Origin of the sequence: Streptomyces sp. NPDC101776 (assembly GCF_044766845.1) — a bacterium.
Taxonomy (GTDB): domain Bacteria; phylum Actinomycetota; class Actinomycetes; order Streptomycetales; family Streptomycetaceae; genus Streptomyces.
The window spans coordinates 310,773-336,533 of sequence record NZ_JBIWMV010000001.1 but is presented as its reverse complement, the minus strand read 5'-3'; the positions used below and the strand labels follow the sequence as shown (position 1 = coordinate 336,533).

The following is a 25,761-nucleotide window of genomic DNA, read 5'->3' as shown; positions in this document are numbered from 1 at the left end:
GGACGGCGAGGTGGTGGCGGACGCAGGCTGGATCGCGTGACAGCGATGAAGGACACGACAGCAGGGCGAAAGGGGCAGGTCATGGCAGTGCGAGGACAGCGGGTCGTCGTCATCGGCGGTACGGCGGGAATCGGGCTGGCGGTCGCGGAGGCAGCCGCACGGGAGGGCGCCCGCGTGGTGGTCGCCTCGCGTCGGCAGGCGAGCGTGGACGCGGCGTTGAAACGGCTCCCGGAGGACGCCGAGGGACGGGTGCTCGACGCGAGCGACGAGGAGGCGGTACGGGACTTCTTCGCGGGGCTCGGCGGCTACGACCACCTGGTCTACACGGCGGGTGAGGCGCTGTTGATGGAGAGCCTCGCCGAGTCCGACCTCGGGCGGGCCCGCGCCTTCCTGGACACCCGGTTGTGGGGTGCGTACACCGCCGTGAAGTACGGCGCTCCGTCGATCCGGGAGGGCGGTTCCGTGGTCCTGACCACGGGTACCGCCGGACGCAGGCCGCTGCCGGGCACGACCGTCGCCGCGGCGCTGTGCGGGGCGATGGAGTCGCTGACCCGGGCGCTGGCCCTGGAGTTGGCCCCGCTGCGGGTCAACGTGGTCGCCCCGGGTGTGGTCCGCACCGAACTGTGGCGGGAGATCGGGGAGGAGAACCGGGACGGACTGTTCGAGTCCGTCGCCGGGTCGCTGCCGGTCGGCCGGATCGGCGAGCCGGAGGACATCGCCGAGGCGTATCTGTATCTGATGCGCGGCGGCTACAGCACCGGTTCGACGGTGGTCGTGGACGGCGGCACGGTCCTCGTCTGACCGCTCCGCCGCCCGAGTCGGACACCCGGCGCGAAGCCCGCCTCGGGCGCCTGGCGTGAAACCCGGCCCAGCCTCCGGGGGTGAAGTCCGCCTCAACCATCCGCGGGGACAAAAGCGTCGGAGCCACCCGGCGTGACCCGCGCCTCAGCCGTCCGGTACGAAGCCCGGCTCAACCGGGACGGCGTGAGCCCGCCTCAGTCACCCGACCCGAAGCGCACCTCCGCCGCCGTCACCACCGAGCCCAGTCGCGGGAAGTCGAGCCTGACCGACGCCTGGTGCTCGGCCGCGGTGAGTGCGCTCAGGGCGTCCTCGACGAAGACGAGTTGATAGCCGAGGTCGCCGGCGGCGCGGGCGGTGGACTCTACACCGAGGTTGGTGGCGATCCCGCCGAACACCAGGGTGTCGACGCCCCGTTCACGCAGGCGTTCGTCAAGTCCCGTGCCCTGGAAGCCGCCGATCGTCCGTTTCACGATCTCCACGTCCCCTTCCCGGAGCAGCCCGTCGGCGAGACCACTGCCGGCGGGCTGCTCGGCGATGCCGGGACGTTCGACCCGGATCAGCACGACGAGCGCGCCGACGGAGCGGAACCCCGCGGCCAACTCCTCGGCGACGGCGAGGACTTCGGTGCCCTTGTACGGTTCGAGCGGCAGCGCGACGATGCGGTCCATCAGGTCGACGAGGACCAGGGCGGTGCGCTCGGGGTCGAGGGCGAGCCGGGGTTCGGGAGTCTGCGGTGGGGTCATGACGGAACGTTAGCCGCCGTCAGCCCTCCGTACCGGAGATCCGGATCAACAGGCCCATGAACCGGTCCCGTTCGGCCGCCGACAGGGGAGCGAGGAGCTGCTCGTTGGCCTCGCGGGCCGCCTTCTCGCAGCGTTTCAGCAGCCGTGCGCCCTCGGTCGTGAGCGACACCGCGTTCTTGCGGCGGTCCTTCGGGTCCGGCTCCCGTACGACCAGGTGCGCGGCCTGGAGGTCGTTGAGGACGCCTACCAGGTCCTTGGGATCAAGCCCGACGCCACGGCCGAGGTCGGCCTGTGCGACGGGCGCGAGGTCGCGGACGGCGGAGAGCACCACGTGGTGCCACATCTTCAGTCCTTCGGCGGCCAGGGCATCGGCGACGAGGGCCCGGCCGCGGGCGGCGGCCCGGCCGAGGAGCCAGCTGGGGAGGGAGCGGATCGCGGCGAGGGGTGCGGGGTGCGGTGCTTCGGCCATGCGGACAGCCTAGCGAAAAGTCATTGGACTTCCCAACGAAACCGTGAATACCATGGGGACTCCCAACGATTCCCGACACTCCCCATCTCCCCCTTCCCTCCATCTCCCCTCTCCCTGGTTCCCCTCTCCCTGGTTCCCACCTGCTACCACCACTCCCTGGAGGTGCGATGCGTCGCGTCCGGTACGAGTCCACCGGCGGCCCGCTGTTCCTGGAGGAGACCCCCGTCCCCGCACCGGGCCCCGGCGAACTCCTCGTCCGTACCGAGGCGATCGGGGTCACTCTGCCCGTCGTCCGCAAGGTCACCGAGGCGGCCGAGCCGATCCCGCTCGGTGGCGAGATCGCGGGCGAGGTGGCCGCCGTAGGACAGGGGGTGACCCGCTTCCGGGTGGGCGAGCGGGTGACCGGGCTCTGCTTCGGGCACGGGTACGCCGACTTCGCCGTCCTGCACGAGGCCATGGCCTCCTCTGTACCCGACGCCGCCTCGGCCGTCGACGCGGTCGCGCTCGTCCGCAGCGGACTGGTGGCTCTGGGCGCCCTGGACGCGGCCCGCCCCGAACCGGGCGAGGCCGCGCTGATCACGGCCGCGGCGAGCGGAGTCGGCCATCTCGCCGTGCAGTTGGCGAAGACGCGCGGCGCGGGACGGGTCGTGGGCGCGGTCTCCGATCCGGCGAAGACGGACTTCGTGCGCGCGCTGGGCGCCGACGAGGTGATCGCCTACGGCAGCCCGGGCTGCCCGCACCGGCCGGACTGGGGCGACCCCGTCGACTACGTACTGGACGCGGTGGGCGGCGAGTTGCTGACCCCGGCTGTGGCGGCGCTCGTCCCGGGCGGGCGGCTCGTGGCGTACAGCTCGGGCGGCGGGACGATCCAGGCGTACGACCTCCTCGTGGGCGCCAAGTCCGTGATCGGGTTCCAGATGGCGCGGATCGCGCGCGGGCAGCCGGAGTTGTACGAACGGTGGCGGCGGGAGCTGTGGCGGCTGTTCGCGGAGGGCACGCTGAAACCGGCCGTGCACGGGGAGTTCGGGCTGGCGGACGCGGCGAAGGCGCACGAGGTGATCGAGTCGCGGAGCAATCTCGGCAAGGTCGTCCTGCGACCCTGACAAGTCCCGCCGGCCCTGACACTCCGTCACCGTCGCTGCACGCTTCTTGTGAGGCACGGGAGGCCCCAACTAACGTCTGTGACGCGCCCGTTGGACGTGGGATGTCCGAATGTCCGGATTAATGAAGGGCAGGTCGCTCCATGCCGTCAAGGCTTCGCACACGTCTGAGATCCACCTTCACCGCAGCACTCACCCTGGCCGCACTGCTCATGCTCCCGAGCCCGGCGCACGCCACCGCCCCAACCGCGTCCGCCTCCACCGCCACCTCGACAGCCCAAACCACCACCCGCACACCCGAGTTCGACCAGCGGGTCCTCTTCAAGGCTCCCCAGGACGCGGGGTACGCCTGCTTCCGTATCCCGGCCGTCGTGAGGACCAGGGACGGCACCCTGCTCGCGTTCGCCGAGGGCCGGATCCTCAACTGCGGTGACGCCGGGGACATCGACATCGTCGTCAAGCGCTCCACGGACGAGGGCCTCACCTGGAGCCCGTTGCAGGTCGTCAACCACGGCGACGGCGACACCCACGGCAACCCGGCGCCCATCGTGGACCGTCGGACGGGCCGCATCCTGCTCGCCGAGACGTACAACACTGGCCGTACGGACGGCGCCGGTTGCTCCGTCCCCTGCGACCGCACCCCCCACCTCCAGTACAGCGACGACGACGGTCTCACCTGGTCGCAGCCGCGTGACCTGAGCAACGAGATCCGGCCCCCGAACTGGAACTCCTGGTACGCCACCGGCCCCGTGCACGGCATCCAGCTGACCCGCGGCAAGCACCGGGGCCGGCTCGTGTTCGGGGTCAACACCGAGACCTGGGAGGGCGAGCGAAGCGAGATGGGGGTCCCCCCGGCCGGAGGCTGGGGGAGGGTCACCGCGAACAACGCGGCGCTGATCGTGAGCGACGACGGCGGCGACCACTGGAAGGTCGGCGCCACCGACTCGTACCCGATCGCGGCCGACGGGACCTGGCGGCAGAAGCCGTCCGAGGTGACGCTCACCGAGCGTACCGACGGTTCGGTCCTGGTGAGCGGCCGTGAGCAGGACGGCACCGACCTCGGGCATCGCACCCAGGCGGTCAGCCGCGACGGCGGCGACAGTTTCACCGCGCCCTTCCGCGACCTGCCCGACCTGTACACGCCGCAGGTCCAGTGCTCGACGCTCGGCGTCAACTCCCGCATCCTGCTGGCCTGCGACGCCGACCCGGACCGCCGCCGGACGATGATGATCCGTTCCTCCTACGACGGCGGCCGCACCTGGGACAGCGTGGACCGCGGCACGGTCGTGACGAAGGACTGGTCGGGCTACTCCGACATGGCCCGGATCGACGGGGACACGGTGGGACTGCTCTACGAGGGCGGCGCCGTGACCGCGACCGACGAGATCCGCTTCGCCCGCTTCAACGAGGCCTGGCTGCAACCGCGTCGGGGCCCGGACCCGACGACCACCGACCTCGCCCCGGGCGCCAGGCGCGCGGTCGTGCTCGGCGGCGCCCAGGAGACGGACGGCGTGTCCGGCGGCGCCCTCTCCTTCGACGGTGTCGACGACGCCGTACGCCTGCCGTACAGCGACCGACTGCCGCTGGGGACAAAGGACTTCACGGTGTCCCTCTGGTTCCGGTATACGGCGACGACGGGTGATCAGCCGTTCCTGTGGATGGGCGGGGTCGGCACCACCCAGCCGCAGGTCTGGCTGCGCGGCGAGCCCGCGGGCAATCACGTCCGGGCGCTGATCACCACGCGGGTCGGCGCGACGACCGTCCACACCACCTCGGTGGTCACCGCCGGCGCCTACAACGACGGCCAGTGGCACCGGGCCGTACTGCGGCGCGGCGGTGGGCAGTTGAGCCTGTCCGTGGACGGTACGGCGGTGAGCACGGCGGACATCGTGGGCTCCGTCAGCCGCAACTCGCCGTTCGGCGTGCACATCGGCCAACGCATGGACAGCATGCAGTACTTGACCGGGTCGATCGACGACGTCCGAGTCTGGGAACGCCTGTTGACGGACGACGAGCTGGCCGCGCCGGAGCCCGCCACCGCCGGGACCGTCCTGTGGCTGCCCATGGACCGGGTGCGCGCCGGCCACTAACGTCCCGGGCGTGCCCGAGGACCGACGAGCACGACGGCGGAGGGGAGCCGGGGTCGGCCTGCTGCTGACCCTGGTTCTCGCGGCCGTGCTGCTCACCGCCCTCCCGAAGGACCACGACCGGGAGGGCGTCGGCGCGTGCACGGCCACCGCGGTGCGCTCCTGGTCGCCGGACACGCGGCTCACCGACTCCTTTGCCGCGTACGGCGACGACGCGTCCCGCGCCGACGACTGGACCGGCGGCGACGGCACCCACTCGGTGCGGCTGCCGGACGGGCGGGTGCTGTGGCTGTTCTCCGACACCTATCTCGGCCAGGTGCACGGCCCGCCCAACCCGGTCGGCGAGTCGTACGCCTGGCGCGACACCACCGCGCCGCTGGTGCGGAACTCGGCGGTGGTGATGCGCGACGGACGCCCCCAACTCACGCTCCCCTCACCGCTGTTCCCCGATCCCGCCCCGAACGAGTGGCGTTGGCCGGTCGCGGCCCGCGTAGAGCCCCGCTCCCCCGGTTCGGCCGAGTCGGTCGTACGGGTGCTGCTGTGGACGCGGACGGCCGGACCGTACCCGTGGATCTACGGTGTGCCGACCGCGACCGAGGTGGCCACGCTGTCGTTGCCGGAGCTGCGGGTGGAGTCGATCGTGAAGGTCTTCGACCAGCGGCTCGTCCAAGACCCGTCCCGGCGGGTGCAGTTCGGGACGACGGCGATCGCGGTGGGCGGCTGGACGTACGTCTTCGGCGGGAACGACGCGCAGGCCGCGGCCCGGCCGACCTCCTCGGCGTATGTGGCGCGGGTGCCGGAGGGGCGGCTCGGGGAGCCGGGTGCCTGGGAGTACTGGGACGGCTCGGCTTGGACGGCTCGGGCAGGCCCGCGGGCGGTGCTCGGGGACGGTCGACGCACCGGCGTGGGGAGCGCGTTCTCGGTGGTGCGGCACGGGAGGACGTACGTCCTGTTCACGATGGCGGCGGGCAGCCGGGGGCTGACCACCGTGACCTCGTACTGGGCCTGTTCGCCCGTCGGGCCGTGGCACGGGCCGACCCGGGGCTTCAGTCCGCCGCTGCCGCCGGGGCAGGTCGCCGCGTACAACCCGCAGACCCATCCCGCGCTCGGCGACGGCGGCCGGATCGTGCTGAGCTACGACGTCAACTGGCTGGACGCGACGGCCACTTCGGCCGCCTGGAACCTCAGCCGGAACGTGTCGCTGTACCGACCGCGGTTCGTGACCCTGAGGTTGGGCCCGCCGTCCCGATGACCTCGGGCTGCGGATCGCGGGCGCGGCGCTTGGCGATGACCGCGCACACCATCAGCTGCATCTGGTGGAAGAGCATCAGCGGCAGCACCGCGAGGGAGGCGTGGGCGCCGAACAGGACGCTGGCCATGGGCAGTCCGGAGGCGAGGGACTTCTTCGAGCCGGCGAACTGGATGGCGATCCGGTCCTCCCGGTCGAAACGCAGCGCCTTGCCGCCGTACCAGGTCAGGGTGAGCATCACGGCGAGGATGACGGCCTCGACGGCGAGCAGTGCGCCGAGGCGGGCCGCGCTGACCTGGTGCCAGATGCCCTGGACCATGCCCTCGCTGAACGCGGTGTAGACGACGAGGAGGATCGAGGCGCGGTCGACGTAGCCGAGGATCTTCTTGTGCCGGGTGATGAGACCGCCGACCCAGCGCCGCAGCACCTGCCCGGCCAGGAACGGCACCAGGAGTTGCAGCACGATCTTGACGACGGAGTCGGCGGAGAAGCCGCCCGCGTTGCCGCCGAGGAGGGCGGCGGCGAGCAGCGGGGTGATGACGATGCCGGCGAGGGAGGAGAAGGAGCCGGCGCAGATCGCGGCGGGCACGTTGCCGCGCGCGATCGAGGTGAACGCGATCGACGACTGGACGGTCGACGGGACGAGGGTGAGGAACAGCAGCCCCTGGTAGAGGGGGTGGGTCAGGAGCACCGGGACGAGGCCCCGGGCGGCCAGGCCCAGCAGCGGGAAGACGAGGAAGGTGCAGGCCAGGACGGTGGTGTGCAGCCGCCAGTGCTTGAGCCCGTCCAGTGCCTCGCGAGTCGAGAGGCGGGCGCCGTAGAGGAAGAAGAGGAAGGCGATCGCCGCCGTGGAGGCGCCGGAGGCGACGTCGGCGCCCGCGCCTCTGGCGGGGAGGAGTGCGGCGACGCCCACCGTCCCGAGGAGCAGCAGGATGTAGGGGTCGATCGGCATCCGACTCGGCCATCGCAGGCGTTTCACTGTGCTCCACTACTTCGCTGTACGTCCGGTCCGTCGTCCGGCGCGGACTCGTGCCCTCCCCATCTTGCTCCCCCGCTTCTTGATCGGGAATCCGTCATACCGCTCTGACTGTCATCACGTTTCGTGATGACCGGATACGGTGTATGCCATGGTGTATGCCATGTACGACCTCTCTCACCTGCGGACCTTTCTCGCGGTGTCCCAGACGCTGAGTTTCACGCAGGCCGCCCGGCGGCTCGGGCTGCGCCAGTCCACGGTGAGCCAGCATGTGCGGCGGCTGGAGGACGCGACGGGACGGCACCTGTTCACCCGGGACACGCACTCGGTGGAGCTGACGGAGGACGGCGAGGCGATGCTCGGGTTCGCGCGCCGCATCCTGGAGGTGCAGGAGCAGGCGTCGGCGTTCTTCACCGGCACCCGGTTGCGCGGCCGGCTGCGCTTCGGCGCGTCCGAGGACTTCGTCCTGACCCGGCTGCCGGAGATCCTGGAGGGCTTCCGCTACGACCATCCCGAGGTCGACCTGGAGCTGACGGTCGAGCTGTCCGGCACGCTGCACGAGCAACTGGCCGCCGGGAAGCTGGACCTGGTGCTGGCGAAGCGGCGGGCCGAGGATCCTCGGGGCGAACTGGTCTGGCACGACAAGCTGGTGTGGATCGGCGCGGAACGGCTCCGGCTGGACGCCGATCGCCCGGTGCCGTTGATCGTCTATCCACCGCCGGGGATCACCCGCGCCCTCGCCATGGAGGCGCTGGAGCGGCAGGGGCGGGCCTGGCGGATCGCCTGCACGAGCGGCAGCCTGAACGGGCTGATCGCCGCCGCCCGGGCGGGACTCGGGGTGATGGCGCACTCGAAGGGGCTGGTGCCGCCGGGACTTGTGCGGGTGCCGGAGCGGGCGGGGCTGCCGGAGCTGGGCGAGGTCGACTTCGTGCTGGTCCACGGGCGGCGGCGGGTTTCGGCGCAGGGGGCGGCGGACGCGCTGGCGGCGGCGATTCTGGCGGGTGGGGATCGGCTGCATCGGCGTGGTCCGTAGTTCCGGGATTTCCCTTGCGGAAAACACCGGCGGCGGCTTTTTCTCACAGCCCGGAAATAGCTGGTGAATCATGTGGGCGGCACCGGCATGAATACCGGCCGCGATGAATTCCTCGGCCGGCCGTAAAGAAATGCGCGACAGCGGGCGGCGCTGCCGGGAGCAGCGCCGCCCGTCATTCCGGCAGGCGGATCAGGTTCAGGAGAAGGAGAACTCTCCTCCGTAGTCGGTTTCGTGGTCGCGGTAGACGCTGCTGTAGTTGAGCCGGCTGGTGTCCACCACGCCGTCCTGGACCGAGAACTCGATCCAGACACCGGGTCCGTCGATGCGGACGTAGTCGCCCGCGGTGTCCAGTGCGCTCGTGCCGGAGTAGGAGATGTAGGTGTCGTCGAGCTCCGACTTGTAGGTGCTCAGGGTGGACGCGGCGGTGGTGTCGTCCGCGGCCTCGACCCAGGGTTCGATGGCGTCGAGGATCAACTGCTGCTGGTCGTCGGTGAGTTCGCCGGCCGCGATGCCTTCCTTGGTGTCGGGGAAGTCGCCGTCCTCGTCCGGGCCGAGCACCACGTCGGTGGTGGTGTCGGAGAGCTTGGCCTCCGTCAGCTCGTCGTCGGTCAGGCCTTCGAGCATCGACACCAGCCCGTCGTGCATCCCGGACAGGGGTGCGTAGGTGGTGCCGTCGTCGGTCCAGGTGGTGGGTTCGACGCCGGCGAAGTACGGGGTGGTCCCCACGACCTCGCCGTCCTTGTAGGTGAGGTTCACGGCCAACTGGTCGCCGCCGAAGTGCAGTTGCCAGGTGCCGGTGGTGCTCGGGGTGCCCAGGAAGGCGAGATAGTAGTTGCCGCTGCCGTAGCTGCTGTCGGTCTCGCCGAGGACGTCGTCGGCCGCCAGGATCTGGGAGATCTGGGAGTAGCCGCTGTCGTCGCCGGTGCCGGTGGCGGCCTCGACGACCGCCTTGGCCGCGGCGAGCTGGGTGTCGCTGAGGGAGCTGAGTTCGATGCCGACCCGGCAGGTCGCACCGCACGAGAGGTTCGACCAGGCGATGGCGTTTGCCTGGGTGAAGTCGAGAAGTACATCGGCCTGTTGGTCGTCGTCCAGGGTGTCCAGGAAGGTCGTGGCGGCGTCGACCACGTCCGAGACGTCCGTGCCCGTGCCGGTCGATCCCGTGGGCTTGGGCACGGGGGCGGACGCGGACGCGGGGCTGGAGGGGGACGTGGAGCCGGGGTCGGACGGGGAGGTCGATCCGGGGTTCGACGGGGAGGCGCTGCTGGTCGGATCGGACGGAGAGGAGGCGGCGTTGGCGTTGGCGTACAGCGCGCCGCCGAGCAGGGTCGTCGCTGCCGCCAGGGCCACGACCACCTTCCGGTGACGACCCAGCGACCGGCGATGAGAGTTTTTCGTCTTCAACTCAGTATTCCCTTCGGGGCACGCCGGAAGGACTTCCGAAGATTATTTCCAGAAGATCTTTCGGGAAATCCCCGCGGCATCGGTTTGGACGAGCCACATTCGATCGCCGAACACTGTGGTTCCCATCTCCGGGTGCTGGGTTTTGAGCATGATTTATCTTGAACTTACTTTGAGGGAGGGCGAGTTGAGGACGAGTTGAGGGGGAGCGTCCGGTACGTGAGTTGTTTGACCCGGCGCAGGAACGGGCTCGCCTCCACCTGTCGTACCCCGTCGAGCTGGCCCAGGGGTCCGCTGAGGTAGTCGTAGAGCCCCGCGGTGTCCTTCACGACGGCCGTCACGACGATGTTGGACGTGCCCGCCGTCGCCGACGCGTAGGCGATCTCGTCGTGGGTGGCCAGCGCCTCGCCGACCGAGTGCAGTGCCGCGGGGGTCGCCGTGATCCACAGGACGGCCGCACGCGGGTATCCGAACACCTCGGAGTCGTACTCGATGTCGATGTACACCGCTCCGGAGCCGATCAGCGCGGCGAGCCGGCGTTTGACGGCGGACTCGGAGCGGCCGGTGGCGCGCTGGAGTTCGGGGTATCCGGCGCGTCCGTCCCGTTCGAGTACGGCGATCAGGGCCTCGTCCTCGGGGTGGATGCGGGCGGGGCCCGACGGTGGCGCCGGTTCGGGGAGCAGGGCGGCGATCTGGTCGTCGGCGAGCACCTTGAAGCGGCGCAGCCAGCCCGTGGGGCCGCCGTAGAAGCGGTGGAGCATCTGGTGGGCGCGGATGTCCAGGACGCTGGGGGTGCGCGGGAGTTTGCCGAGCAGGAGGTCGTCGTAGTCGCCGGGGCTGCGCGGGCGGGTCAGGCAGATGATCTCGGTGCCGCCGGAGGCGAGGCCGATCCAGGCGGTGTCGGGGCGTCTGGCGAGGGCGTCGGCGATGGTGAGGGCGTTGTCGGGGGCGCAGCGCAGCCGGAGCATCCACTGGTCCTGGCCCAGGCGTTCGGCGTCCCGGATGGCGACGACGCGGAGGCCGGCCTCGGCGGTGAGGCGGCGGTAGCGGCGGGCGATGGTCTGGTCGGAGGCGCCGAGGACCGTGCCGAGGCGGCTGAAGGAGGCCCGGCCGTTGAGTTCCAGGGCGGTGAGCAGTTGCATGTCGAGCCGGTCGAGGGTGTCGGATTCCATCTCCAGCACGGCCGCTCCTGTCGGATTCCGGCGGTGCGATGACCGACACGGAGTTGATCGTCCGGTTGGTGCCCATCGTACGGAGAACTGCACAACCCGGACAGGGGAGTTGAGGGCATGCGTACATGGGGGCCGCTGACGGCGGTGTGCCTGGGCACGTTCATGTTGTTGCTGGATGTGACGATCGTGGTGGTCGCGCTGCCGGACGTGGCGCGGTCGTTGCACGCGTCGTTGAGTGATCTGCAGTGGGTGGTCGACGGGTACGCGCTGGCGTTGGCCGCGCTGCTGCTGGGGTTCGGGGCGGCGGCCGACATTCTGGGGCACCGGCGGGTGCATGTGGTGGGCGTGGTGCTGTTCGCGGTGGCGTCGCTCGCGTGCGGGCTCGCGGACGGGCCGGGCGCGCTGGTGGCCGCGCGGGCCGTGCAGGGGGTGGGGGCGGCGGCGATGTTCGCCACGACGCTGCCGCTGCTGGCCTCGGTGTATCAGGGGCGGCGGCGGTCGGTGGCGCTCGGGGTGTGGGGCGCGGTCAGCGGCGGTGCCGCGGCGGTCGGGCCGGTGCTGGGCGGGGCACTCACCGAGGGGCCGGGCTGGCGGTGGATCTTCTTCGTGAACCTGCCGGTGAGCGTGGCCGCGGTGTGGATGACGCTGCGGGTGGTGCCGGAGTCGAGGGGGACGCGCGGGATGCGTATCGACTGGCTCGGGACGGTGGCGTTCGCGGGGTTCGCGGGCGGGGTGACATACGCGGTGGTGCGGGCCGGTGAGGACGGCTGGGGTGCGACGCCCACCCTCGTCTCCTTCGTGGTCGCGGCACTCGCGCTGGTCTGTTTCGTGCTGGTGGAACGGCGGGTGGCGCATCCGCTGCTGGATATGGCGCTGCTGCGCAAGCCTGCCTTCGTGGGGGTGATGGCGGGGGCGCTCGCCTTCAACGGGGTGGCGTTCGGCGGGATGCCGTATCTGTCGATCTGGCTCCAGACGGTGCTGGGGATGAGCCCGGTGCGCGGTGGGCTGACGCTGCTGCCGCTGACGGGGGCGGCGGTCGTGGTGTCGGTGCTCGCCGGGAAGCTGCTGCACGGGGTGCCGGCGCGGCTGACCATCGGCGGCGGGCTGCTGCTGATCGGTACGGGCTGTTTCTGTCAGGCCGTCCTGGGCGCCGGTTCGGACTGGACGACGCTGGTGCCGGGGCTCGTCCTGGTCGGTGTCGGTACGGGGCTGGTGGCGCCGGGGATCGCCGGGGCGGCCCTCGCGGCGGTGCCGGCGGAGCGGGCGGGCATGGCGGGCGGCGCGGTCAACACCGTGCGGCAGTTGGGGTTCGCGCTCGGCGTCGCCGTGTCCGGGACCGTCCTCACCTCGCGGATGCGGGACACCCTCCCGCACGACGCGGCGCACACGCTCGCGGGCGGCGGGGCCGGGGCGCTGCGCGGGACGTTCTCCGAACACGCACTGCGGGCCGCGTTCGCCTCGGGGCTCGACGCGGCGCTCGTGACGGCCGGCCTCGTCGGGACGGTGGCGGGCGCGCTGGTGCTCGCCCTGGTCAGGGCGCGTAGCGCGGAGCGGACGAGTGGCACGGCGGGAGTGACGGAATCCGCCCCGCGGACGCTGAGCGGGGAGGAGACGGCGTCGCACGGGTGACGTCCGGCGACCGGGACGCGGGGGGTAATCGGGTCGTACAGATTCAGTGGAGATTACGGGGCCGAAACCTACGGAACCGTAAGGATTTCTGTCCGACCCTTCCCCTTGTGAGGGCATTTTCCGCCGCTGACCAGCGCGGACGTGAGGATCGCTCGTTTTCGCGCCCCCTCCCGCCCTTCCGTCCGGTGGGGTAGCTTTCACGGCGCCGTCAGGGGAGTGCCGACAGGAGCGGGGAGCGGGGTTTGCGCGAGTTCAACAACCCTCCGTTGGCGTTGGCACCGCCGGTGGGCGGTCTGGCCGACGTCGTGTTCGAGCGTGCCCGGAACGACCCCCTCCATGTCTCCCTCGGCCGCAAGGACGAGCAGGGCGAGTGGCGGGACGTGACCGCCGCCGAGTTCCGCGACGAGGTCCTCGCGCTCGCCAAGGGCCTGCTCGCGCAGGGCGTCCGCTTCGGCGACCGGGTCGCGATCATGTCCCGCACCCGCTACGAGTGGACGCTGTTCGACTTCGCGCTGTGGACGATCGGCGCCCAGGTGGTGCCGGTCTATCCCACGTCGTCGGCCGAGCAGTGCTTCTGGATGCTGCACGACGCGCAGGTCTCGGCGGCCATGGTCGAGCACGAGGACCACGCGATGACCATCGCCACCGTCATCGACCGGCTTCCCGCGCTGCACCAACTGTGGCAGTTGGACACGGGCGCCGTGCAGGAGTTGTACGACGCGGGCGCGCACATCGAGGACGAGGTGGTGCACCGGCACCGCCAGGCCGTCACCCCGGACTCGACCGCGACGATCATCTACACGTCGGGCACCACCGGACGCCCCAAGGGCTGTGTCATCTCGCACGGCAACTTCATGTACGAGGCGGACACGGTCATCGACCGCTGGGAGTCCGTCTTCCACTCGAAGAAGGGCGACGAGGCGGCGACCCTGCTGTTCCTGCCGCTGGCGCACGTCTTCGGGCGGATGGTGCAGGTCGCGGCGATCCGCGGCGGGGTGCGTTTCGGCCACCAGCCGCAGCTCAACGCCGCCGCGCTGCTGCCCGACCTGGTCGCGTTCCGGCCGACGTTCATCCTGGCCGTGCCGTACATCTTCGAGAAGGTCTTCAACGCGGCCCGCCGCAAGGCCGAGAAGGACGGCAAGGCCGGGCCGTTCGAGAAGGCCGTCGAGATCGCGGTGAAGTACGCGGACGCGGTCGAGGAGAAGGCCTGGGGCATCGGCCCCGGCCCGTCCGCCGGGCTGCGGATGCAGCACCAGCTCTTCGACAAACTCGTCTACTCCAAGGTGCGGGCCGCGATGGGCGGCCGGATCCGCAACGCCATGTCCGGCGGGTCGGCCATGGATCGCCGCCTCGGACTGTTCTTCGCCGGGGCGGGCGTGCAGATCTACGAGGGCTACGGCCTCACCGAGTCGACGGCCGCCGCGACCGCCAACCCGCCCGGGCGCACCCGCTACGGCACGGTCGGCCAGGCCGTCCCGGGGGTCACCGTGCACATCGCGGACGACGGTGAGATCTGGCTGAACGGCCCCAACGTCTTCCAGGGTTATCTCAACAACCAGAAGGCGACCGACGAGACCCTGCACGACGGCTGGCTCGCCACCGGTGACCTGGGCTCCCTCGACGAGGACGGCTATCTGACCATCACCGGGCGCAAGAAGGAGATCCTGGTGACCTCCGGCGGCAAGAGCGTCGCGCCCGGGCTCCTGGAGGAGCGGGTGCGGGACCATCCGCTGGTCTCGCAGTGCATCGTCGTCGGCAACGACCGCCCCTACATCGCGGCGCTCGTCACCCTCGACCACGAGGCCGTCGAGCACTGGCTCACCATGCGCGGCAAGCCGCAGATGTCCCCGGCCCAGTTGGTGCGGGACTCCGACCTGGAGGCCGAGGTGCGGCGCGCGGTGGTGGCCGCCAACACCCTGGTCTCACAGGCCGAGTCGATCCGCACCTTCCGGATACTGGCCCAGCCGTTCACCGAGGAACACGGTCTGCTGACCCCGTCCCTGAAGCTGAAGCGCAAGGCCATCGAGAACACGTACGCGAACGAGGTCGAGGCGCTGTACCGGGCCTGAACCCCCCTTCCCCCAACCGATGTCGACCCCTAACCGATGTCGACGCGGAGGATCTTGTCGGAGCCGTCCGCCTGGTTGCCGTTGTTGTCGCAGTTGGTGGTCGAGAGCCACAACTGGTCGGCACCCGGGACCTTGGTGACCGTGCGCAGACGTCCGTACGTTCCGACGTAGTACGCCGTCGGGGTGCCGACGCTCTCGTTGTCGCCGTTGATCGGGACCCGCCACAGGCGTTCGCCGCGCAGGGATGCCATGTAGACGACGTTGCGGACGATCGCGATTCCGCTGGGCGAGGCCTCGTTGACGTTCCAGGTGGCCTTCGGGTTGGTCATGCCGGCGACGCTGCACGTCCCTTCGCAGGTGGGCCAGCCGTAGTTGGCGCCCGGTTTGATGAGGTTGAGTTCGTCCTTGGAGCTGTTGCCGAACTCCGCTTCCCACAGGCGGCCGTTGCGGTCGAAGGCGAGGCCCTGCGGGTTGCGATGGCCGTACGAGTAGACGTAGTTGCCGAACGGGTTGCCGGGGGCCGCCTTGCCGTCCGTCGTCATGCGCAGGATCTTGCCGTTGAGGGAGGTCTTGTCCTGGGCGAGGTCGGGCGTCTGGGCCTCGCCGGTGGAGACGTAGAGGTAGCCGTCGGGGCCGAAGGCGAGGCGGCCGCCGTTGTGGTAGCGGTTCTTCTTGATGCCCTGGAGGAGGACCGTGTAGCCGGTGAGGGTGGTGCCGTTGTACGTCATGCGGACGACGCGGTTGCCCTCGGACGCGGTGTGCATGAAGTAGACGTAGTGGTTCGTGGCCCACTTCGGGTCGACCGCGACGCCGAGCAGACCGCCCTCGCCGTTGGTGGTGACGGCGTTGGGCACGGTGCCGACCTGGGTCCGGGTGCCGTCCTTGGTCGTCTTCCAGACCCGGAAGTCGTCCCGCTCGGTGACGAGGGCGCTCTGGCCGTCGGGCATCCAGTAGGTGCCCCACGGGATGGTCCAGCCGGTGGAGAGGGTGGCGACGGACGACGGGACTCCGCCGTCGGTCGCGCAGGCCTTCGTGCTGAAGGTGACGGTGTTGCTCTGCTCGGAGAGGTTGCCGGCCGCGTCCCGGGCCACGACGTTCAGCGTGTACGGGCTGTCGCAGGCCAGGCCGGTAAGGGTGGTCGAGGTGCCGGTGGTGACCGTCTTGTAGACGGTGTCCCCGCTGCGGATGTCGTATGCGATAACCGATCGGTCGTCGGTGGACGCGCCCCAGGCGAGGTCGACCGTATTCGATGTGATGTCGGCGGTCGACAAAGTACCGGGCCGGGTGGGCGGGGTGGTGTCGGAGCTGGGTTTCGTCGTGCAGTCGACCACCGGGCTGGCGGGCGAGGTGTTTCCGGCCGCGTCCCGGGCGATGACGGTGAGGTCGTAGGTGGTGTTCGGGGTGAGCCCGGTGAGGGCCTTGCCGGTCGAACTCCCGGGCGCCTCACCGATCTTGTTGCCGTGCTCGTAGAGGTCGTACGCCGTGACGCCCACGTTGTCGGTCGACGCGCCCCAGGTCAGTGTGAGGCCGTCCTCGCCGATGTCCGAGCAACTGGGCTGCCCGGGACGGGTGGGGGCCTGTGCGTCGGTCGCGGTGCCGACGCTGATCCGGTCGAGGTTGGGGCCGCCGTTCGCGGTGGTCGCGGTCGCCCGGATCCTGTCGGTGCCGGCCGTCAGCGGGACGTTCACGGTCTTCGTCGCCCAGGTGTTCCAGTCGGCGGTGGCCGGGAAGGAGACGGCGGACGCGACGACCGTACCGTTGACGGAGATGTCCAACGGGCGGTCCACAGCGGTGCCGTTGGCGTATCGAAGGGCGACCGACGCGGTGCCGGCGGCGGTGGCGCTCACCGTGAACTCCACATACGAGCCGGTGACGTTGGTGTAGTCGACGAAGCCCGTGCCCGTGTAGCCGGTGTGGTTGGTGGCCACGGTGCCCTGGACGACGGTGGCGTCCTCGGCCTGGTAGTCGGTGGTCGCCGCCTGCGCGGCGGGGCCGGCGAGACCGGCGAGCGGCACGGCGAGGGCCAGGCTGAGGGCGAGGGAGACGGCCGGGGAGAGGCGCCGTGTGCCCCGGCCCCGCGCCGGTGTTCTGCCGCGTGTCATGAGTGCCCCCTCAGGGTGGTGTTGACCGGGTTCACACGGATCAGGCGGGTCTCGCCCGGCCGTAGCGTCGCGCTGTACGAGTCCGCGATCGTGCCCTTGTGGGAGCCGGACCAGAGGTCGGTGACGTCGCCTGAGCCGGTGAAGCCGACCTGCGACCAGTTCACGGAGATCGTCGCACTGCCGGACGTACCGGTGTTGAACAGCGCGACCACATAGGCGCCGCTGCTCTCGCGCTTGCTCCAGACCTGCTTCACGCCGCTGTTCACCACGCGTTTCGCGGCGACGCCGTCCTGATCGACGCCGATGAGACGGTCGTTGGTGAGCATCGCCTTGTCGACGGGGTCGAGGTGGGTGACGTCGGTGCCGAGCAGCAGGGGTGATCCCGCCATCGCCCACAGGGTGAAGTGCGCGCGCCGCTGGTCGGCCGTCAGACCCACCTGGTCGCCGTTGCCCACCTCCAGCGAGTCCAGGTCGTTCCAGCCGCCCGGCCCGGCGTACGGCTGCCAGGACGCGGCGGTGTTGAAGCGCGCGGAGACGTGCGACCAGTCGGTGAGCGGATAGCCGCTGCCGTTGGCGCCGGGTCCGCAGTAGCACTCGACGTCGCCCTGGGTGCGCCAACTGTTCGCGTACTGACGCCAGGTGGCGGCGTCCGCGATCGGAAGGTTGTTGGAGAGCGCGAAGTTGACGGGCCGTCCGCTCGCCCGCAGCGCCTTGTCCCAGGCCTGGACGTCGGAGATGTCGGCGCTGCCCACGCCGTCGATCTTCAGGTAGTCGACGCCCCACGAAGCGAACTGTTTCGCCCACGAGTTGACGAACTCCTGCGCGCCCGGCTTCCCGTAGTCGATGTAGTACATGTTCTTGCAGTTGTAGTTCTTCTCGGTCCTGGTCGTGTCCGCGATGTCCTTCGCGTGGTACGAGGTGCCCTCGATCGGCGTGTTCGCGGTGACCGCGTTCTTGGCGATGCCCGGCGTGACGTAGAAGCCGAACTTGAGTCCCTTGGAGTGGATGTAGTCGGCCAACGCCTTGATCCCGGAAGGGAACTTGGCCGTGTCGACGGCCCAACGGCCGTAGGAGTCCACGGTGAAGCCGCCCGCGTCGCACTTCTGCCAGAAGTCGTCGAGGTTGACGTACACGAAGCCGTGGTCCTTGAGGCCGCTCGCCACCAGGGCGTCGGCCTGGGCCTTGATCTTGGCCTCGGTGGGGGTGCGGCGGACGTAGCTCCAACTGCTCCAGCCCATGGCCGGCCGGGCGGACTGGCCGTTGTCGGAGGCCGCGGCCGGGGTCGGGCCGCTCAGGAGGGGAAGCGCGGAGGCGGCCAGCAGCCCGGCGAGCGCCGCCACGAACGGTCTGGGTCCGATGTGTGTCATGACGATCCTCCGGGGGTCGCGTAGGAGGTGCCGATCCAGGCCTCGTCGATCCGCAGCCGCTTGTAGCGGGTGGTGTCGGTGGCGGCGGCCCAGGTGGAGTCGACTTCGAGGCGGACGTAGCGAGCTCCGGCGGCGGTGAGGTCAATGCCCTGGATTCCGCGCCGACTTGGGAGCTCGCCGGTCTTGACCGCGCTCCCCCAGGTGGTGCCGTCGCTGCTCAGGAACACCTTGTACGCCTTGATCCGCGCCGACTGCTCGGTGTCGGAGCGGGCGTAGGCCACGGAGTCCTCGCGCTGGTTGAGGCCGATGTACTGCACCTTCTTCGAACTGCCCAGGTCGAAGGTGAGGTTGACGGGCAGCGTCTTGTTGTTGTCCCAGTAGGTGAGGTAACTCCCGTCCCCCGCGGCCGAACCCGCGTGTCCGCTCGCCGAGGCGCTCGCGCTCACGGTGACGCCGGACAGGATGCCCTGGCGGCCGACGGCCGTGACCTTGAAGACGGTGTCGTACGGGTCCCAGCCGCCGAGGCCGCTGAGCGTGAGCACTCCGCCGGACTGGGACCACGAAATTGCCGCTCCGGTACGGAGGTTGGTGACGGAGGCGATGCGGTAGCCGTTGTCGCGGATGCGCAGGGTGCTGGTACTGGGCGGGGTCAGAACGTGGATGTACTGGAGGTTCGGGTCGCTGCGGTTGATCGTGGTGACGCCGTGGGCGCCGTCGTTCCAGAAGCCGGGTTTGAGGCCGCCGTACATGTAGCCGCCGCCCTCGGTGCCGTGCAGGGACTCCCAGATGGGGTCGAGGTAGGAGTTCGCGAAGGTGTTGAAGGCGGCCTGGTTGGCCGGGAACTTGCCGTTGACCTGGGCGGTCTCCGCCATCAGCGCCTTCACCGAGGAACCGGCGTTGGTGACCAGCCGGCCGAGGGTGAGGGCCCGGTCCACGGCCGGGTCGGAGCCGTCGTACCACCAGGCGCCGGTCGACGGGAGCTTGAAGTCGGCTTCCGTCAGGCGGGGTTGTGCGGTGTATACAGCCTGCGGGTAATCGTATGCGGGCGACATTCCCGTCTTCTGCTCGTTGCTGATCATGTCCATGATCGGGGTGTCTTCGTTGTTGTTGCTGAGCGTGTAGTTCGGACGCTTCTGGTAGATCTGCTGGTAGAGGTCGTGGCTCTCCCAGTACGCGTTGTCGTTGTCGATCCAGAAGCCGCCGAGGTCGGGGTAACGGTCCATGACCTCGAAGAAGTTGTCGTAGCTGAACTGCCCGAAGCCGTCGCGGGTGGTCAGGTCGACGCTCTGGCCCTTGTACGCGGAGTAGGCGGCCGAGTCGAGCCACTCGTGACCGCCGTCGGCGTGCCACTGGGGGTCGTCGGTCATGTAGAGGATGACCTTCATGCCCTTCGCCTTCGCGGCGGTGATCAGCTCACCGACGAAGTCCCGCTTGGTGGAGCAGGAGCCGGGGATCTTCGAGGGCCAGGGGCGGGCGTAGCCCAGGCGGCTGTGGAAGGTCGCCAGTACGAGGTATTGCGTATGCAGTTTCTGCGCCTCGTTCACCCAGTAGTCGGGGGTCCAGCCGCCATTGGTGACGTCACTCTCCCAGGTACTGCAACTCGTGTGGCCGGGCGCGGTACGCAGGCCCCAGTGCAGGAAGAGGCCGCCGACGGAGCCTCGGAGGAAGGCCTGGCGGGGGTTCTCCAGGTCCAGGGGGCGTGCGGCGGCACCGGGCGAGCGGGTGTTCGTGGGCGCGCAGTTCTCGCTGGAGCCGGTGCTCGACACGCGCGGCGCACCGGCGCCGCTCACGCAGTAGCCGTTCACGTCCTGGAAGCCCAGGTCGTAGGGCGAGCCGGTGCCGCGCTGGGCGGTGAAGCCGGTGAACCGGATGCCGCTCGCCGCGTTGGCGACGACCGCCGGTCGGCCGTCGTTCGCCGCGAACTTCACTGCGCTGTCGGTGAATTGGACGTTGTCGGCGTTGTGCAGATACCAGCCGTAGGCCGGCCGGGTGCCGATGGCCTTCGGGTTGTAGTCCTTGGGGTCGTTGCCCGGCACGCCGGTGGACATGGTGCCGTTGCCACCGGGGACCGTGATGTCGACGTTCGTGAACGTGATCCCGCTGATCCGGTGACCGGTCTCGCCCCACAGAGTCGGGCTGAAGGAGGGGCTGGTGCCGGTGGCCGTGATGTTGTCGTAGGTGACATCACTGATCGAACCGACGCCCGGACTGTTGCCGCAGCGCTTTCGGGTGCCGATCTTCTCCATGATCGGCGAGTGGACGCCGGTCATGGTGATGTCTCGGTAGTGGACGTCGGAGATCTTCGCGCCGTCCATGGAGACCATGCCGAGGCCGGACTTGTCGGCGCCCTCGATCCGGATCTTCTGGAACTGGTAGTCCGAGAAGTCGCCACAGGTCTCGGAGCCGAACATCAGGGCGTTGCAGCACTTGGCCGACAGATACGAATCGCTCACCCGGACATGGCCGTTGGGGAGTTTGGCGCCGAGTGCGTAGTCGCTCTTGAAGACGAGCGCGTCGTCGTTGGCCTTGATGCTGGCATCGGTGACGGTGACGTTCGTCGTCGAGATGATGTTCCAGCCGTCGCGGTCGCTCGCGGTGTCGATGGTCAGACGGTCCGAGGTGACGTTCGTGCAGCCGTTGATCAGCGCGGCGAAGTGGCCGCCCCGGCGCAGGGTGAGTCCGTCGCCGATCCGGAGTCCGTCGCAGCGTGTCAGCGAGAGGATCTTGTCGGCCTCGCCGGACTTGGGGTTGCCGGTGATCAGGTTGCCGAGCCCGTCGATGACTCCGCCGCCGACGAAGCCGATGTTCGTGAGCCGGTCGCCGTAGATCATCGCGTTGTGGAAGTGGCTGTGGCCGTAGTCCTGGTACTGGTCGTACGGGTTGGCCTCGGGGGCGTCGTAGGTGTCCGCGGACGAGCCCTGGATCGTGGCGCCGGTGTCGACCTGGAGCGTCACGTTGCTCTTCATGTGGATGGTGTTCTTGGACTTGTAGGTGCCGACGGGGAAGCGGACCGTGCCGCCGCCGGCCGAACTGGCCGCCGTGATGGCCTTGTTGACGGCCGGGGTGTCGTTGGCGGAACCGTCGCCCTTGGCGCCGTAGTCGCGTACGTCGTACACGGCGGCGTGCGGTGCGGGAGGTGCCGCGGCGAGGGCCGAGGGGTGGGCGAGGCCGAGGACGACGGCGAACGCGAAGAACACGCTCGCCGCCCAACTGCGTTCGTACATGGGTGGTTTCAGGCGGGACTTCATGCGGGACTTCGTGGGGGGTTTCACGGAACGGGCTCCTCACACGAGTTGGTAGCCGCGGAGATCGGTGAGCAGGAGGTAGGTGTTCTGAAGGGACCCGGAGGTGTCGCCGAGGGAGCGGTAGATGCCCCACTTGGGGCGCACGCGGTCGGCGAGGAAGGTGTCGACGCCGGTCCGCGACTTGTCGATCACGGTCGTGGAGCCGGACTTGAGGATCCAGCGGACCGAACCGGCCGTGCCGTCGCCGACCTTGATCTGGAAGTCGACGTCGGTCCAGCGGTCGTGCAGCGGATCGAGGTCGGTGCGGCCGACCAGGACACCGGCGATCGGCAGGTTCAACTCGATGGTCTGCACGCCGTTCACACGCCGCAGGGACTGCACGACGATCGGCGAGGTCCCGCTGCCGGGCTGCTTCATCTGCATGATGTGCGTGAAGGTCGTGGTCGCCTTCAGGGAGCTGGGGATGTACATCGAGTACGTGATCCGCCAGGTCTGCCCCTGGGTCCACTTGAGGTAGCTGCTGCTGCCGGTGCGCAGACCGGTGACCTCCTGGCGCTGCCGGTCGGTCGACGTGTCGCGGTCGACCGTATGGATGTTGAAGCGCCAGTTGTCTCCGGTGGCGTAGATGTGCGGGTGCCCGGCTGGGTGCGAGTCGGCGCGGTCGTCCTCGACGGTCTCGAAGGCTCCGAGGCCGTCGCCGGTCGCGGTCGGCGCCCACTTCTGCTGCCAGGAAGCCGCGTACGCGGGGGTGACGGCCGACAGGCCGACCGCCGCGCCGGCGGCTCCGCCGAGAGCGGCTCCGAGAACCGCCCTTCTGGACGCGCTCATGACACTAATCACCTCGCAGCTGTTCGTTCATGATCAGGAAGGCGCCCAGGCCGTGGAAGTCGTTCACGGCCCTGGTGCGGGCGGCGTAGTACGCGTAGTCGCCGACGTTCGTGCCGACGGAGATGTCGGTGAGGTCGGTGCGACCGTCGGATCCGACCGAGAGCTTCGCGAGGACGCCCTCGTAGCCGCGCCGGGCGACGTCGGCGAAGTGCCGGTCCAGGTAGCCCTGTTGGGCGCCGCGTGAGAGGGCGTAGGTGAACATGCTGGAGCAGGAGGTCTCGGTCCAGTTGTCGCTGCGGGCGCCCTTGTCCATGACCTGGAACCAGCGGCCGGTCGCCGGGTCCTGGTACTTCTCCAGTCCGGCCGCCAACCGGCGGAAGACGGCGAGGAGTTGGGGCCGTCGCGGGTGGTCGGCGGGGAGTGCGTCGAGGACGTTCGTGATGGCCATCGCGTACCAGCCGACCGCCCTGCACCAGTGTTCCGGCGCGAGTCCGGTGCCCGGATCGGCCCAGCTCGCGGTGCGCGACTCGTCGTAGGCGTGCTTCAACAGGCCGTTCGCGACCTGGAGATGACTGCCGTAGACGTAGAGTTGCTTGGACGCCTCGTCGTTCGTGTACGCGCTGTCGCCGAACTCCTTGCCGTACTCGACGAGGAACGGGTTCACCATGTAGACGCCGTCCGCCCAGAGTTGATGGGCGCGGCTGCTGCTGTCGGCGTGCCAGAAGCCGCCGTCGCTCGTGCGCGGGTAGGTGTCGAGGCGGTCGCGGATCTTCTTGGCGGCCTTGCGGTAGCGGTCCTGGCCGGTCTCGTGGTGCAGGATCACCAGGAGGCGGCCGGCCTGCATGCTGTCGAGGCTGTCGAAGGACTGGGCGATGGAGCCGTCGCTCTTCACGAAACGGTCGACGTAGCTCTTGATGTAGGTCAGGTAGCGGGCGTCGTGGGTGCGCTGGTAGGTGAGGTACTGGCCGTAGAGGTAGAGGCCGACCGGGTACGACCAGCCGCCGATGGTGCTCGGTGTGTAGCGGGCCGTCGTGGAGTCGACCACGGCCGCGGACCAGTCGGGCGCGGCGGCCGGGCGGCTCGTCGCCGGCGCCGTCGCGAGCGGTGGGGCCGCTCCGGTCAGGGTGGCCGTGGCGGCGGTGAGGGCCACCGCGGTCAAGGCTGTTCGGAGGCGTCGGCGTCTCATGTTCCTCCCTTTCGGGCTCGGTCGGTTCGGGCGGACCGTGCGGGTTCGCGGGCTCCGGCTCGGGCCCGGTGCGCGGGACCGCCGCGTCGGCCGTCCCCGCTATTGACCGACCGATCAGTCGGTCGGAACGAGGAAGCACCTGCCCGGTGTCGCCGGTCCGTTCGGTGTGCGGGCCCGTGGTCAGCGAGGCCTTCACCACACCTTTTCATCCGATGTTTCCTGCATACGATGTGCCGTCCACAAGATCCCGGACAGCACCCTGCTCGTGTGCGCATACCTGCTCTCCTGAGGGGTGGGGGGTCTCAGAGCACAGACAGGAGCGGGTGTTCACATGGGCGTATCGCGTTCACGGACACGTCCCGCGGCGTGATTCAGGGTTGCGGCATGACGGTCCGCGGTCAATGGTCCGGACCGAATAAGGTCGGATGCATTTCTCGCCGATCTTCGACCGACGGCACCTGTCCGCCGATCGGTCCGGCCGGATCTCGCGGTCAGGAATGCGGCGCGGCCCGTGATCGTTGACGATGTGAGTACCAACCGACGACTGAAGGATCGAGAGCTCGTGAGCAGCAAGGTCCCCCCGATCATCCTCAACAACGGTGTCGAGATGCCCCAGCTGGGCTTCGGCGTCTGGCAGGTGCCGGACGACGAGGCGGAGCGGGCGGTGGCCACCGCGCTCGAGGCCGGGTACCGCAGCATCGACACCGCTGCGATCTACGGCAACGAAGAGGGCACCGGAAAGGCCATCGCCGCGTCCGGCGTCCCGCGCGAGGACCTCTTCGTCACCACCAAGCTCTGGAACGCCGACCAGGGGTACGACGCCACCCTGCGCGCGTTCGACGTGTCGCTGGCGAAGCTCGGCCTGGAGTACCTGGATCTGTATCTGATCCACTGGCCCACCCCGGCCCGGGACAAGTACGTCGACAGCTACAAGGCGTTCGAGAAGCTGCACGCGGACGGCCGCGTGCGCGCCATCGGCGTCTCCAACTTCGAGCCCGACCACCTGGCCCGGCTGATCGCGGAGACCTCGGTCATCCCGGCGGTCGACCAGATCGAGCTGCACCCGCAGCTCCAGCAGCGGGCGGGGCGCGAGTACCAGGCGGAGCAGGGCATCGCGACCGAGGCCTGGTCGCCGCTCGGCTCGGGCAAGGGCCTCCTGGAGGTCCCGGCGATCGTCGCCATCGCCCAGAAGCACGGCCGCACCCCGGCCCAGGTGGTGCTGCGCTGGCACATCCAGCTCGGCAACGTGGTGATCCCCAAGTCCGTGACGCCGTCGCGGATCAAGGAGAACATCGAGGTCTTCGACTTCAGCCTGGACACCGAGGACCTCGCGGCGATCAGCGCGCTGAACGAGGACCGCCGGCTGGGTCCCGACCCGTCGACGTTCAACGCGGCCTGAATCCAGGGCACTTGGCCCGAACCCCAGGTAGAGCGAGCGCCCCGGAGCCTTGTGGCTCCGGGGCGCGTCGTTTTCCCGTCCTCGCGGCCCACTTGGTTCGTACCAGGGTCTTGACGCGGGCATGCTGACGGGGCACCTTGTTGCGCACCCGGTAAGGAAACTTTCCTAACAGAAGGGTCCCCCACAGTGCGCATGCGAACACTGACCCTCGCCGCGGCCTCAGGCGCCGCCCTCCTCGCCGCCGGAGTGCTCCCCGCGAGTGCCTCCGGCGCCACCCCCAAGTCGGCTCAGGAGGGCACGGTCAGCGCGGCCAGCCTGCTCTCCAAGGTGACGTCCTGCTCGCAGATATCGAACGGCAAGTACCGCACCGACGACGAGACTTCGGCCACGATCCCGGTCTGCGGCAAGAACGGCGCCGTCTTCTGGAAGGCCGACCTGGACATCGACTGCGACGGCCAGCGCACCTCGAAGTGCAACGAGAACGCCGACCCGTGGTACCAGGACGACACCGCGTTCCACCAGTCCAACGGCCAGCCCCTGAAGGCGGATTCACTGCCCTACATCGTGGTGCCCAGCTCCAGCAGCATCTGGAAGTACTCCAGCTACGGCATCAAGGGCGGCGGTGTGGTCGCCGTCATCTACAACAACAAGGTCGAGTACGCGGTCGTCGGCGACACCGGCCCCACCAACATCATCGGCGAGGCCTCCTACGCCACCGCCAGCGCCCTCGGCATCGACCCCGACCCGGCGACCGGCGGCGCCGACTCCGGCGTGACGTACATCCTGTTCAAGAACTCGACGGTCTCCCCCATCGAGAGCCACAGCGCGGCGGTCTCGCTGGGCGACCAGCTCGCGAAGCAGTTCCTGCAGAACAACTGACGCCTTCCGTAAGGGAGTTGGCCCGTTGT

Annotated in this window: 19 protein-coding genes; 9 read left to right on the top strand and 10 right to left on the bottom strand. The window is 69.7% G+C overall.

Going from position 1 to position 25,761, the window contains the following annotated elements; all coding sequences use genetic code 11:
- The first annotated feature begins 81 nt into the window (after positions 1–81).
- Positions 82–801, top strand: coding sequence for an SDR family oxidoreductase (locus ACIRRY_RS01475; protein ID WP_403966495.1), 720 nt, complete (start codon positions 82–84; stop codon positions 799–801).
- 194 nt (positions 802–995) lie between these two features.
- On the opposite strand, the gene ACIRRY_RS01470 is transcribed toward ACIRRY_RS01475, so the two are convergent.
- Positions 996–1,544 carry an isochorismatase family protein gene (locus ACIRRY_RS01470; protein ID WP_403966492.1) on the bottom strand — a complete coding sequence of 183 codons (549 nt, stop codon included), beginning with the start codon at positions 1,542–1,544 and terminating at the stop codon, positions 996–998.
- A 19-nt stretch (positions 1,545–1,563) separates the two neighbouring features.
- Positions 1,564–2,013: a MarR family winged helix-turn-helix transcriptional regulator gene (locus ACIRRY_RS01465; RefSeq protein WP_403966489.1), complete on the bottom strand. Its 450-nt coding sequence runs from the start codon at positions 2,011–2,013 to the stop codon at positions 1,564–1,566.
- Positions 2,014–2,180: 167 nt separating this feature from the next.
- Between ACIRRY_RS01465 and ACIRRY_RS01460 the strand changes: the two genes are divergently transcribed.
- The 3 genes from ACIRRY_RS01460 (at position 2,181) to ACIRRY_RS01450 (ending at position 6,452) form a co-directional block, all read left to right on the top strand.
- Positions 2,181–3,116 carry a zinc-binding alcohol dehydrogenase family protein gene (locus ACIRRY_RS01460; protein WP_403966486.1) on the top strand — a complete coding sequence of 312 codons (936 nt, stop codon included), beginning with the start codon at positions 2,181–2,183 and terminating at the stop codon, positions 3,114–3,116.
- A 140-nt stretch (positions 3,117–3,256) separates the two neighbouring features.
- Positions 3,257–5,203, top strand: a complete 1,947-nt coding sequence (locus ACIRRY_RS01455; protein ID WP_403966483.1) for an exo-alpha-sialidase — start codon at positions 3,257–3,259, stop codon at positions 5,201–5,203.
- 10 nt (positions 5,204–5,213) lie between these two features.
- Positions 5,214–6,452 (top strand): DUF4185 domain-containing protein, encoded by a 1,239-nt coding sequence (locus ACIRRY_RS01450; RefSeq protein WP_403966480.1) that lies wholly within the window; start codon positions 5,214–5,216, stop codon positions 6,450–6,452.
- Here the strand turns inward: ACIRRY_RS01450 and ACIRRY_RS01445 are convergent.
- Complete coding sequence (locus ACIRRY_RS01445; RefSeq protein ID WP_403966477.1) at positions 6,385–7,401, bottom strand: bile acid:sodium symporter family protein; 1,017 nt, start codon at positions 7,399–7,401, stop codon at positions 6,385–6,387. The two genes, ACIRRY_RS01450 and ACIRRY_RS01445, sit on opposite strands and share 68 nt — an antisense overlap.
- A 187-nt stretch (positions 7,402–7,588) precedes the next feature.
- Between ACIRRY_RS01445 and ACIRRY_RS01440 the strand changes: the two genes are divergently transcribed.
- Entirely contained in the window at positions 7,589–8,458 is an 870-nt protein-coding gene (locus ACIRRY_RS01440) for a LysR substrate-binding domain-containing protein (RefSeq protein WP_403968296.1), read from the top strand.
- Between the two features lie 195 nt (positions 8,459–8,653).
- Here ACIRRY_RS01440 and ACIRRY_RS01435 read toward each other — a convergent pair whose 3' ends face one another.
- The gene (locus tag ACIRRY_RS01435; RefSeq protein ID WP_403966474.1) at positions 8,654–9,805 is read right to left on the bottom strand and encodes a DUF3500 domain-containing protein; all 1,152 of its coding nucleotides are present in this window, start codon (positions 9,803–9,805) and stop codon (positions 8,654–8,656) included.
- Between the two features lie 218 nt (positions 9,806–10,023).
- Positions 10,024–11,028, bottom strand: coding sequence for an Lrp/AsnC family transcriptional regulator (locus ACIRRY_RS01430; protein WP_403968294.1), 1,005 nt, complete (start codon positions 11,026–11,028; stop codon positions 10,024–10,026).
- A gap of 117 nt (positions 11,029–11,145) precedes the next feature.
- Here ACIRRY_RS01430 and ACIRRY_RS01425 point away from each other — a divergent pair, with 117 nt between their 5' ends.
- Together ACIRRY_RS01425 and ACIRRY_RS01420 are read left to right on the top strand one after the other, a co-directional pair.
- Positions 11,146–12,657, top strand: coding sequence for an MFS transporter (locus ACIRRY_RS01425; protein ID WP_403966472.1), 1,512 nt, complete (start codon positions 11,146–11,148; stop codon positions 12,655–12,657).
- A gap of 242 nt (positions 12,658–12,899) precedes the next feature.
- On the top strand, positions 12,900–14,726 hold the full coding sequence (locus ACIRRY_RS01420; protein ID WP_403966469.1) for an AMP-dependent synthetase/ligase: 1,827 nt from the start codon (positions 12,900–12,902) through the stop codon (positions 14,724–14,726).
- 29 nt (positions 14,727–14,755) lie between these two features.
- On the opposite strand, the gene ACIRRY_RS01415 is transcribed toward ACIRRY_RS01420, so the two are convergent.
- Genes ACIRRY_RS01415 through ACIRRY_RS01395 form a run of 5 tightly spaced genes read right to left on the bottom strand, consistent with a single transcriptional unit; the run spans position 14,756 to position 23,454 of the window.
- Complete coding sequence (locus ACIRRY_RS01415) at positions 14,756–16,828, bottom strand: PQQ-dependent sugar dehydrogenase (RefSeq protein WP_403966467.1); 2,073 nt, start codon at positions 16,826–16,828, stop codon at positions 14,756–14,758.
- Entirely contained in the window at positions 16,825–18,195 is a 1,371-nt protein-coding gene (locus tag ACIRRY_RS01410; protein ID WP_403966465.1) for a glycoside hydrolase family 27 protein, read from the bottom strand. Before ACIRRY_RS01410 ends, ACIRRY_RS01415 begins: the two co-directional genes overlap by 4 nt.
- Positions 18,192–21,419, bottom strand: coding sequence for a glycosyl hydrolase family 28 protein (locus ACIRRY_RS01405; RefSeq protein ID WP_403968292.1), 3,228 nt, complete (start codon positions 21,417–21,419; stop codon positions 18,192–18,194). Before ACIRRY_RS01405 ends, ACIRRY_RS01410 begins: the two co-directional genes overlap by 4 nt.
- A gap of 60 nt (positions 21,420–21,479) precedes the next feature.
- On the bottom strand, positions 21,480–22,268 hold the full coding sequence (locus ACIRRY_RS01400; RefSeq protein WP_403966463.1) for a Tat pathway signal sequence domain protein: 789 nt from the start codon (positions 22,266–22,268) through the stop codon (positions 21,480–21,482).
- 4 nt (positions 22,269–22,272) lie between these two features.
- Positions 22,273–23,454, bottom strand: coding sequence for a glycoside hydrolase family 105 protein (locus ACIRRY_RS01395; protein WP_403966461.1), 1,182 nt, complete (start codon positions 23,452–23,454; stop codon positions 22,273–22,275).
- Positions 23,455–24,016: 562 nt separating this feature from the next.
- Here ACIRRY_RS01395 and ACIRRY_RS01390 point away from each other — a divergent pair.
- Together ACIRRY_RS01390 and ACIRRY_RS01385 are read left to right on the top strand one after the other, a co-directional pair.
- On the top strand, positions 24,017–24,853 hold the full coding sequence (locus tag ACIRRY_RS01390) for an aldo/keto reductase (RefSeq protein WP_403966458.1): 837 nt from the start codon (positions 24,017–24,019) through the stop codon (positions 24,851–24,853).
- A 186-nt stretch (positions 24,854–25,039) separates the two neighbouring features.
- Positions 25,040–25,732, top strand: coding sequence for a glycoside hydrolase family 75 protein (locus ACIRRY_RS01385; protein ID WP_403966456.1), 693 nt, complete (start codon positions 25,040–25,042; stop codon positions 25,730–25,732).
- Positions 25,733–25,761 lie beyond the last annotated feature (29 nt).

Bases quoted from the DNA above. Each gene is read 5' to 3' on its own strand.
- ACIRRY_RS01475 (WP_403966495.1), top strand. From the start codon at position 82: ATGGCAGTGCGAGGACAGCGGGTCGTCGTCATCGGCGGTACGGCGGGA.
- ACIRRY_RS01470 (WP_403966492.1), bottom strand. From the start codon at position 1,544: ATGACCCCACCGCAGACTCCCGAACCCCGGCTCGCCCTCGACCCCGAG.
- ACIRRY_RS01465 (WP_403966489.1), bottom strand. From the start codon at position 2,013: ATGGCCGAAGCACCGCACCCCGCACCCCTCGCCGCGATCCGCTCCCTC.
- ACIRRY_RS01460 (WP_403966486.1), top strand. From the start codon at position 2,181: ATGCGTCGCGTCCGGTACGAGTCCACCGGCGGCCCGCTGTTCCTGGAG.
- ACIRRY_RS01455 (WP_403966483.1), top strand. From the start codon at position 3,257: ATGCCGTCAAGGCTTCGCACACGTCTGAGATCCACCTTCACCGCAGCA.
- ACIRRY_RS01445 (WP_403966477.1), bottom strand. From the start codon at position 7,401: ATGCCGATCGACCCCTACATCCTGCTGCTCCTCGGGACGGTGGGCGTC.
- ACIRRY_RS01440 (WP_403968296.1), top strand. From the start codon at position 7,589: ATGTACGACCTCTCTCACCTGCGGACCTTTCTCGCGGTGTCCCAGACG.
- ACIRRY_RS01430 (WP_403968294.1), bottom strand. From the start codon at position 11,028: ATGGAATCCGACACCCTCGACCGGCTCGACATGCAACTGCTCACCGCC.
- ACIRRY_RS01425 (WP_403966472.1), top strand. From the start codon at position 11,146: ATGCGTACATGGGGGCCGCTGACGGCGGTGTGCCTGGGCACGTTCATG.
- ACIRRY_RS01415 (WP_403966467.1), bottom strand. From the start codon at position 16,828: ATGACACGCGGCAGAACACCGGCGCGGGGCCGGGGCACACGGCGCCTC.
- ACIRRY_RS01410 (WP_403966465.1), bottom strand. From the start codon at position 18,195: ATGACACACATCGGACCCAGACCGTTCGTGGCGGCGCTCGCCGGGCTG.
- ACIRRY_RS01405 (WP_403968292.1), bottom strand. From the start codon at position 21,419: ATGTACGAACGCAGTTGGGCGGCGAGCGTGTTCTTCGCGTTCGCCGTC.
- ACIRRY_RS01400 (WP_403966463.1), bottom strand. From the start codon at position 22,268: ATGAGCGCGTCCAGAAGGGCGGTTCTCGGAGCCGCTCTCGGCGGAGCC.
- ACIRRY_RS01395 (WP_403966461.1), bottom strand. From the start codon at position 23,454: ATGAGACGCCGACGCCTCCGAACAGCCTTGACCGCGGTGGCCCTCACC.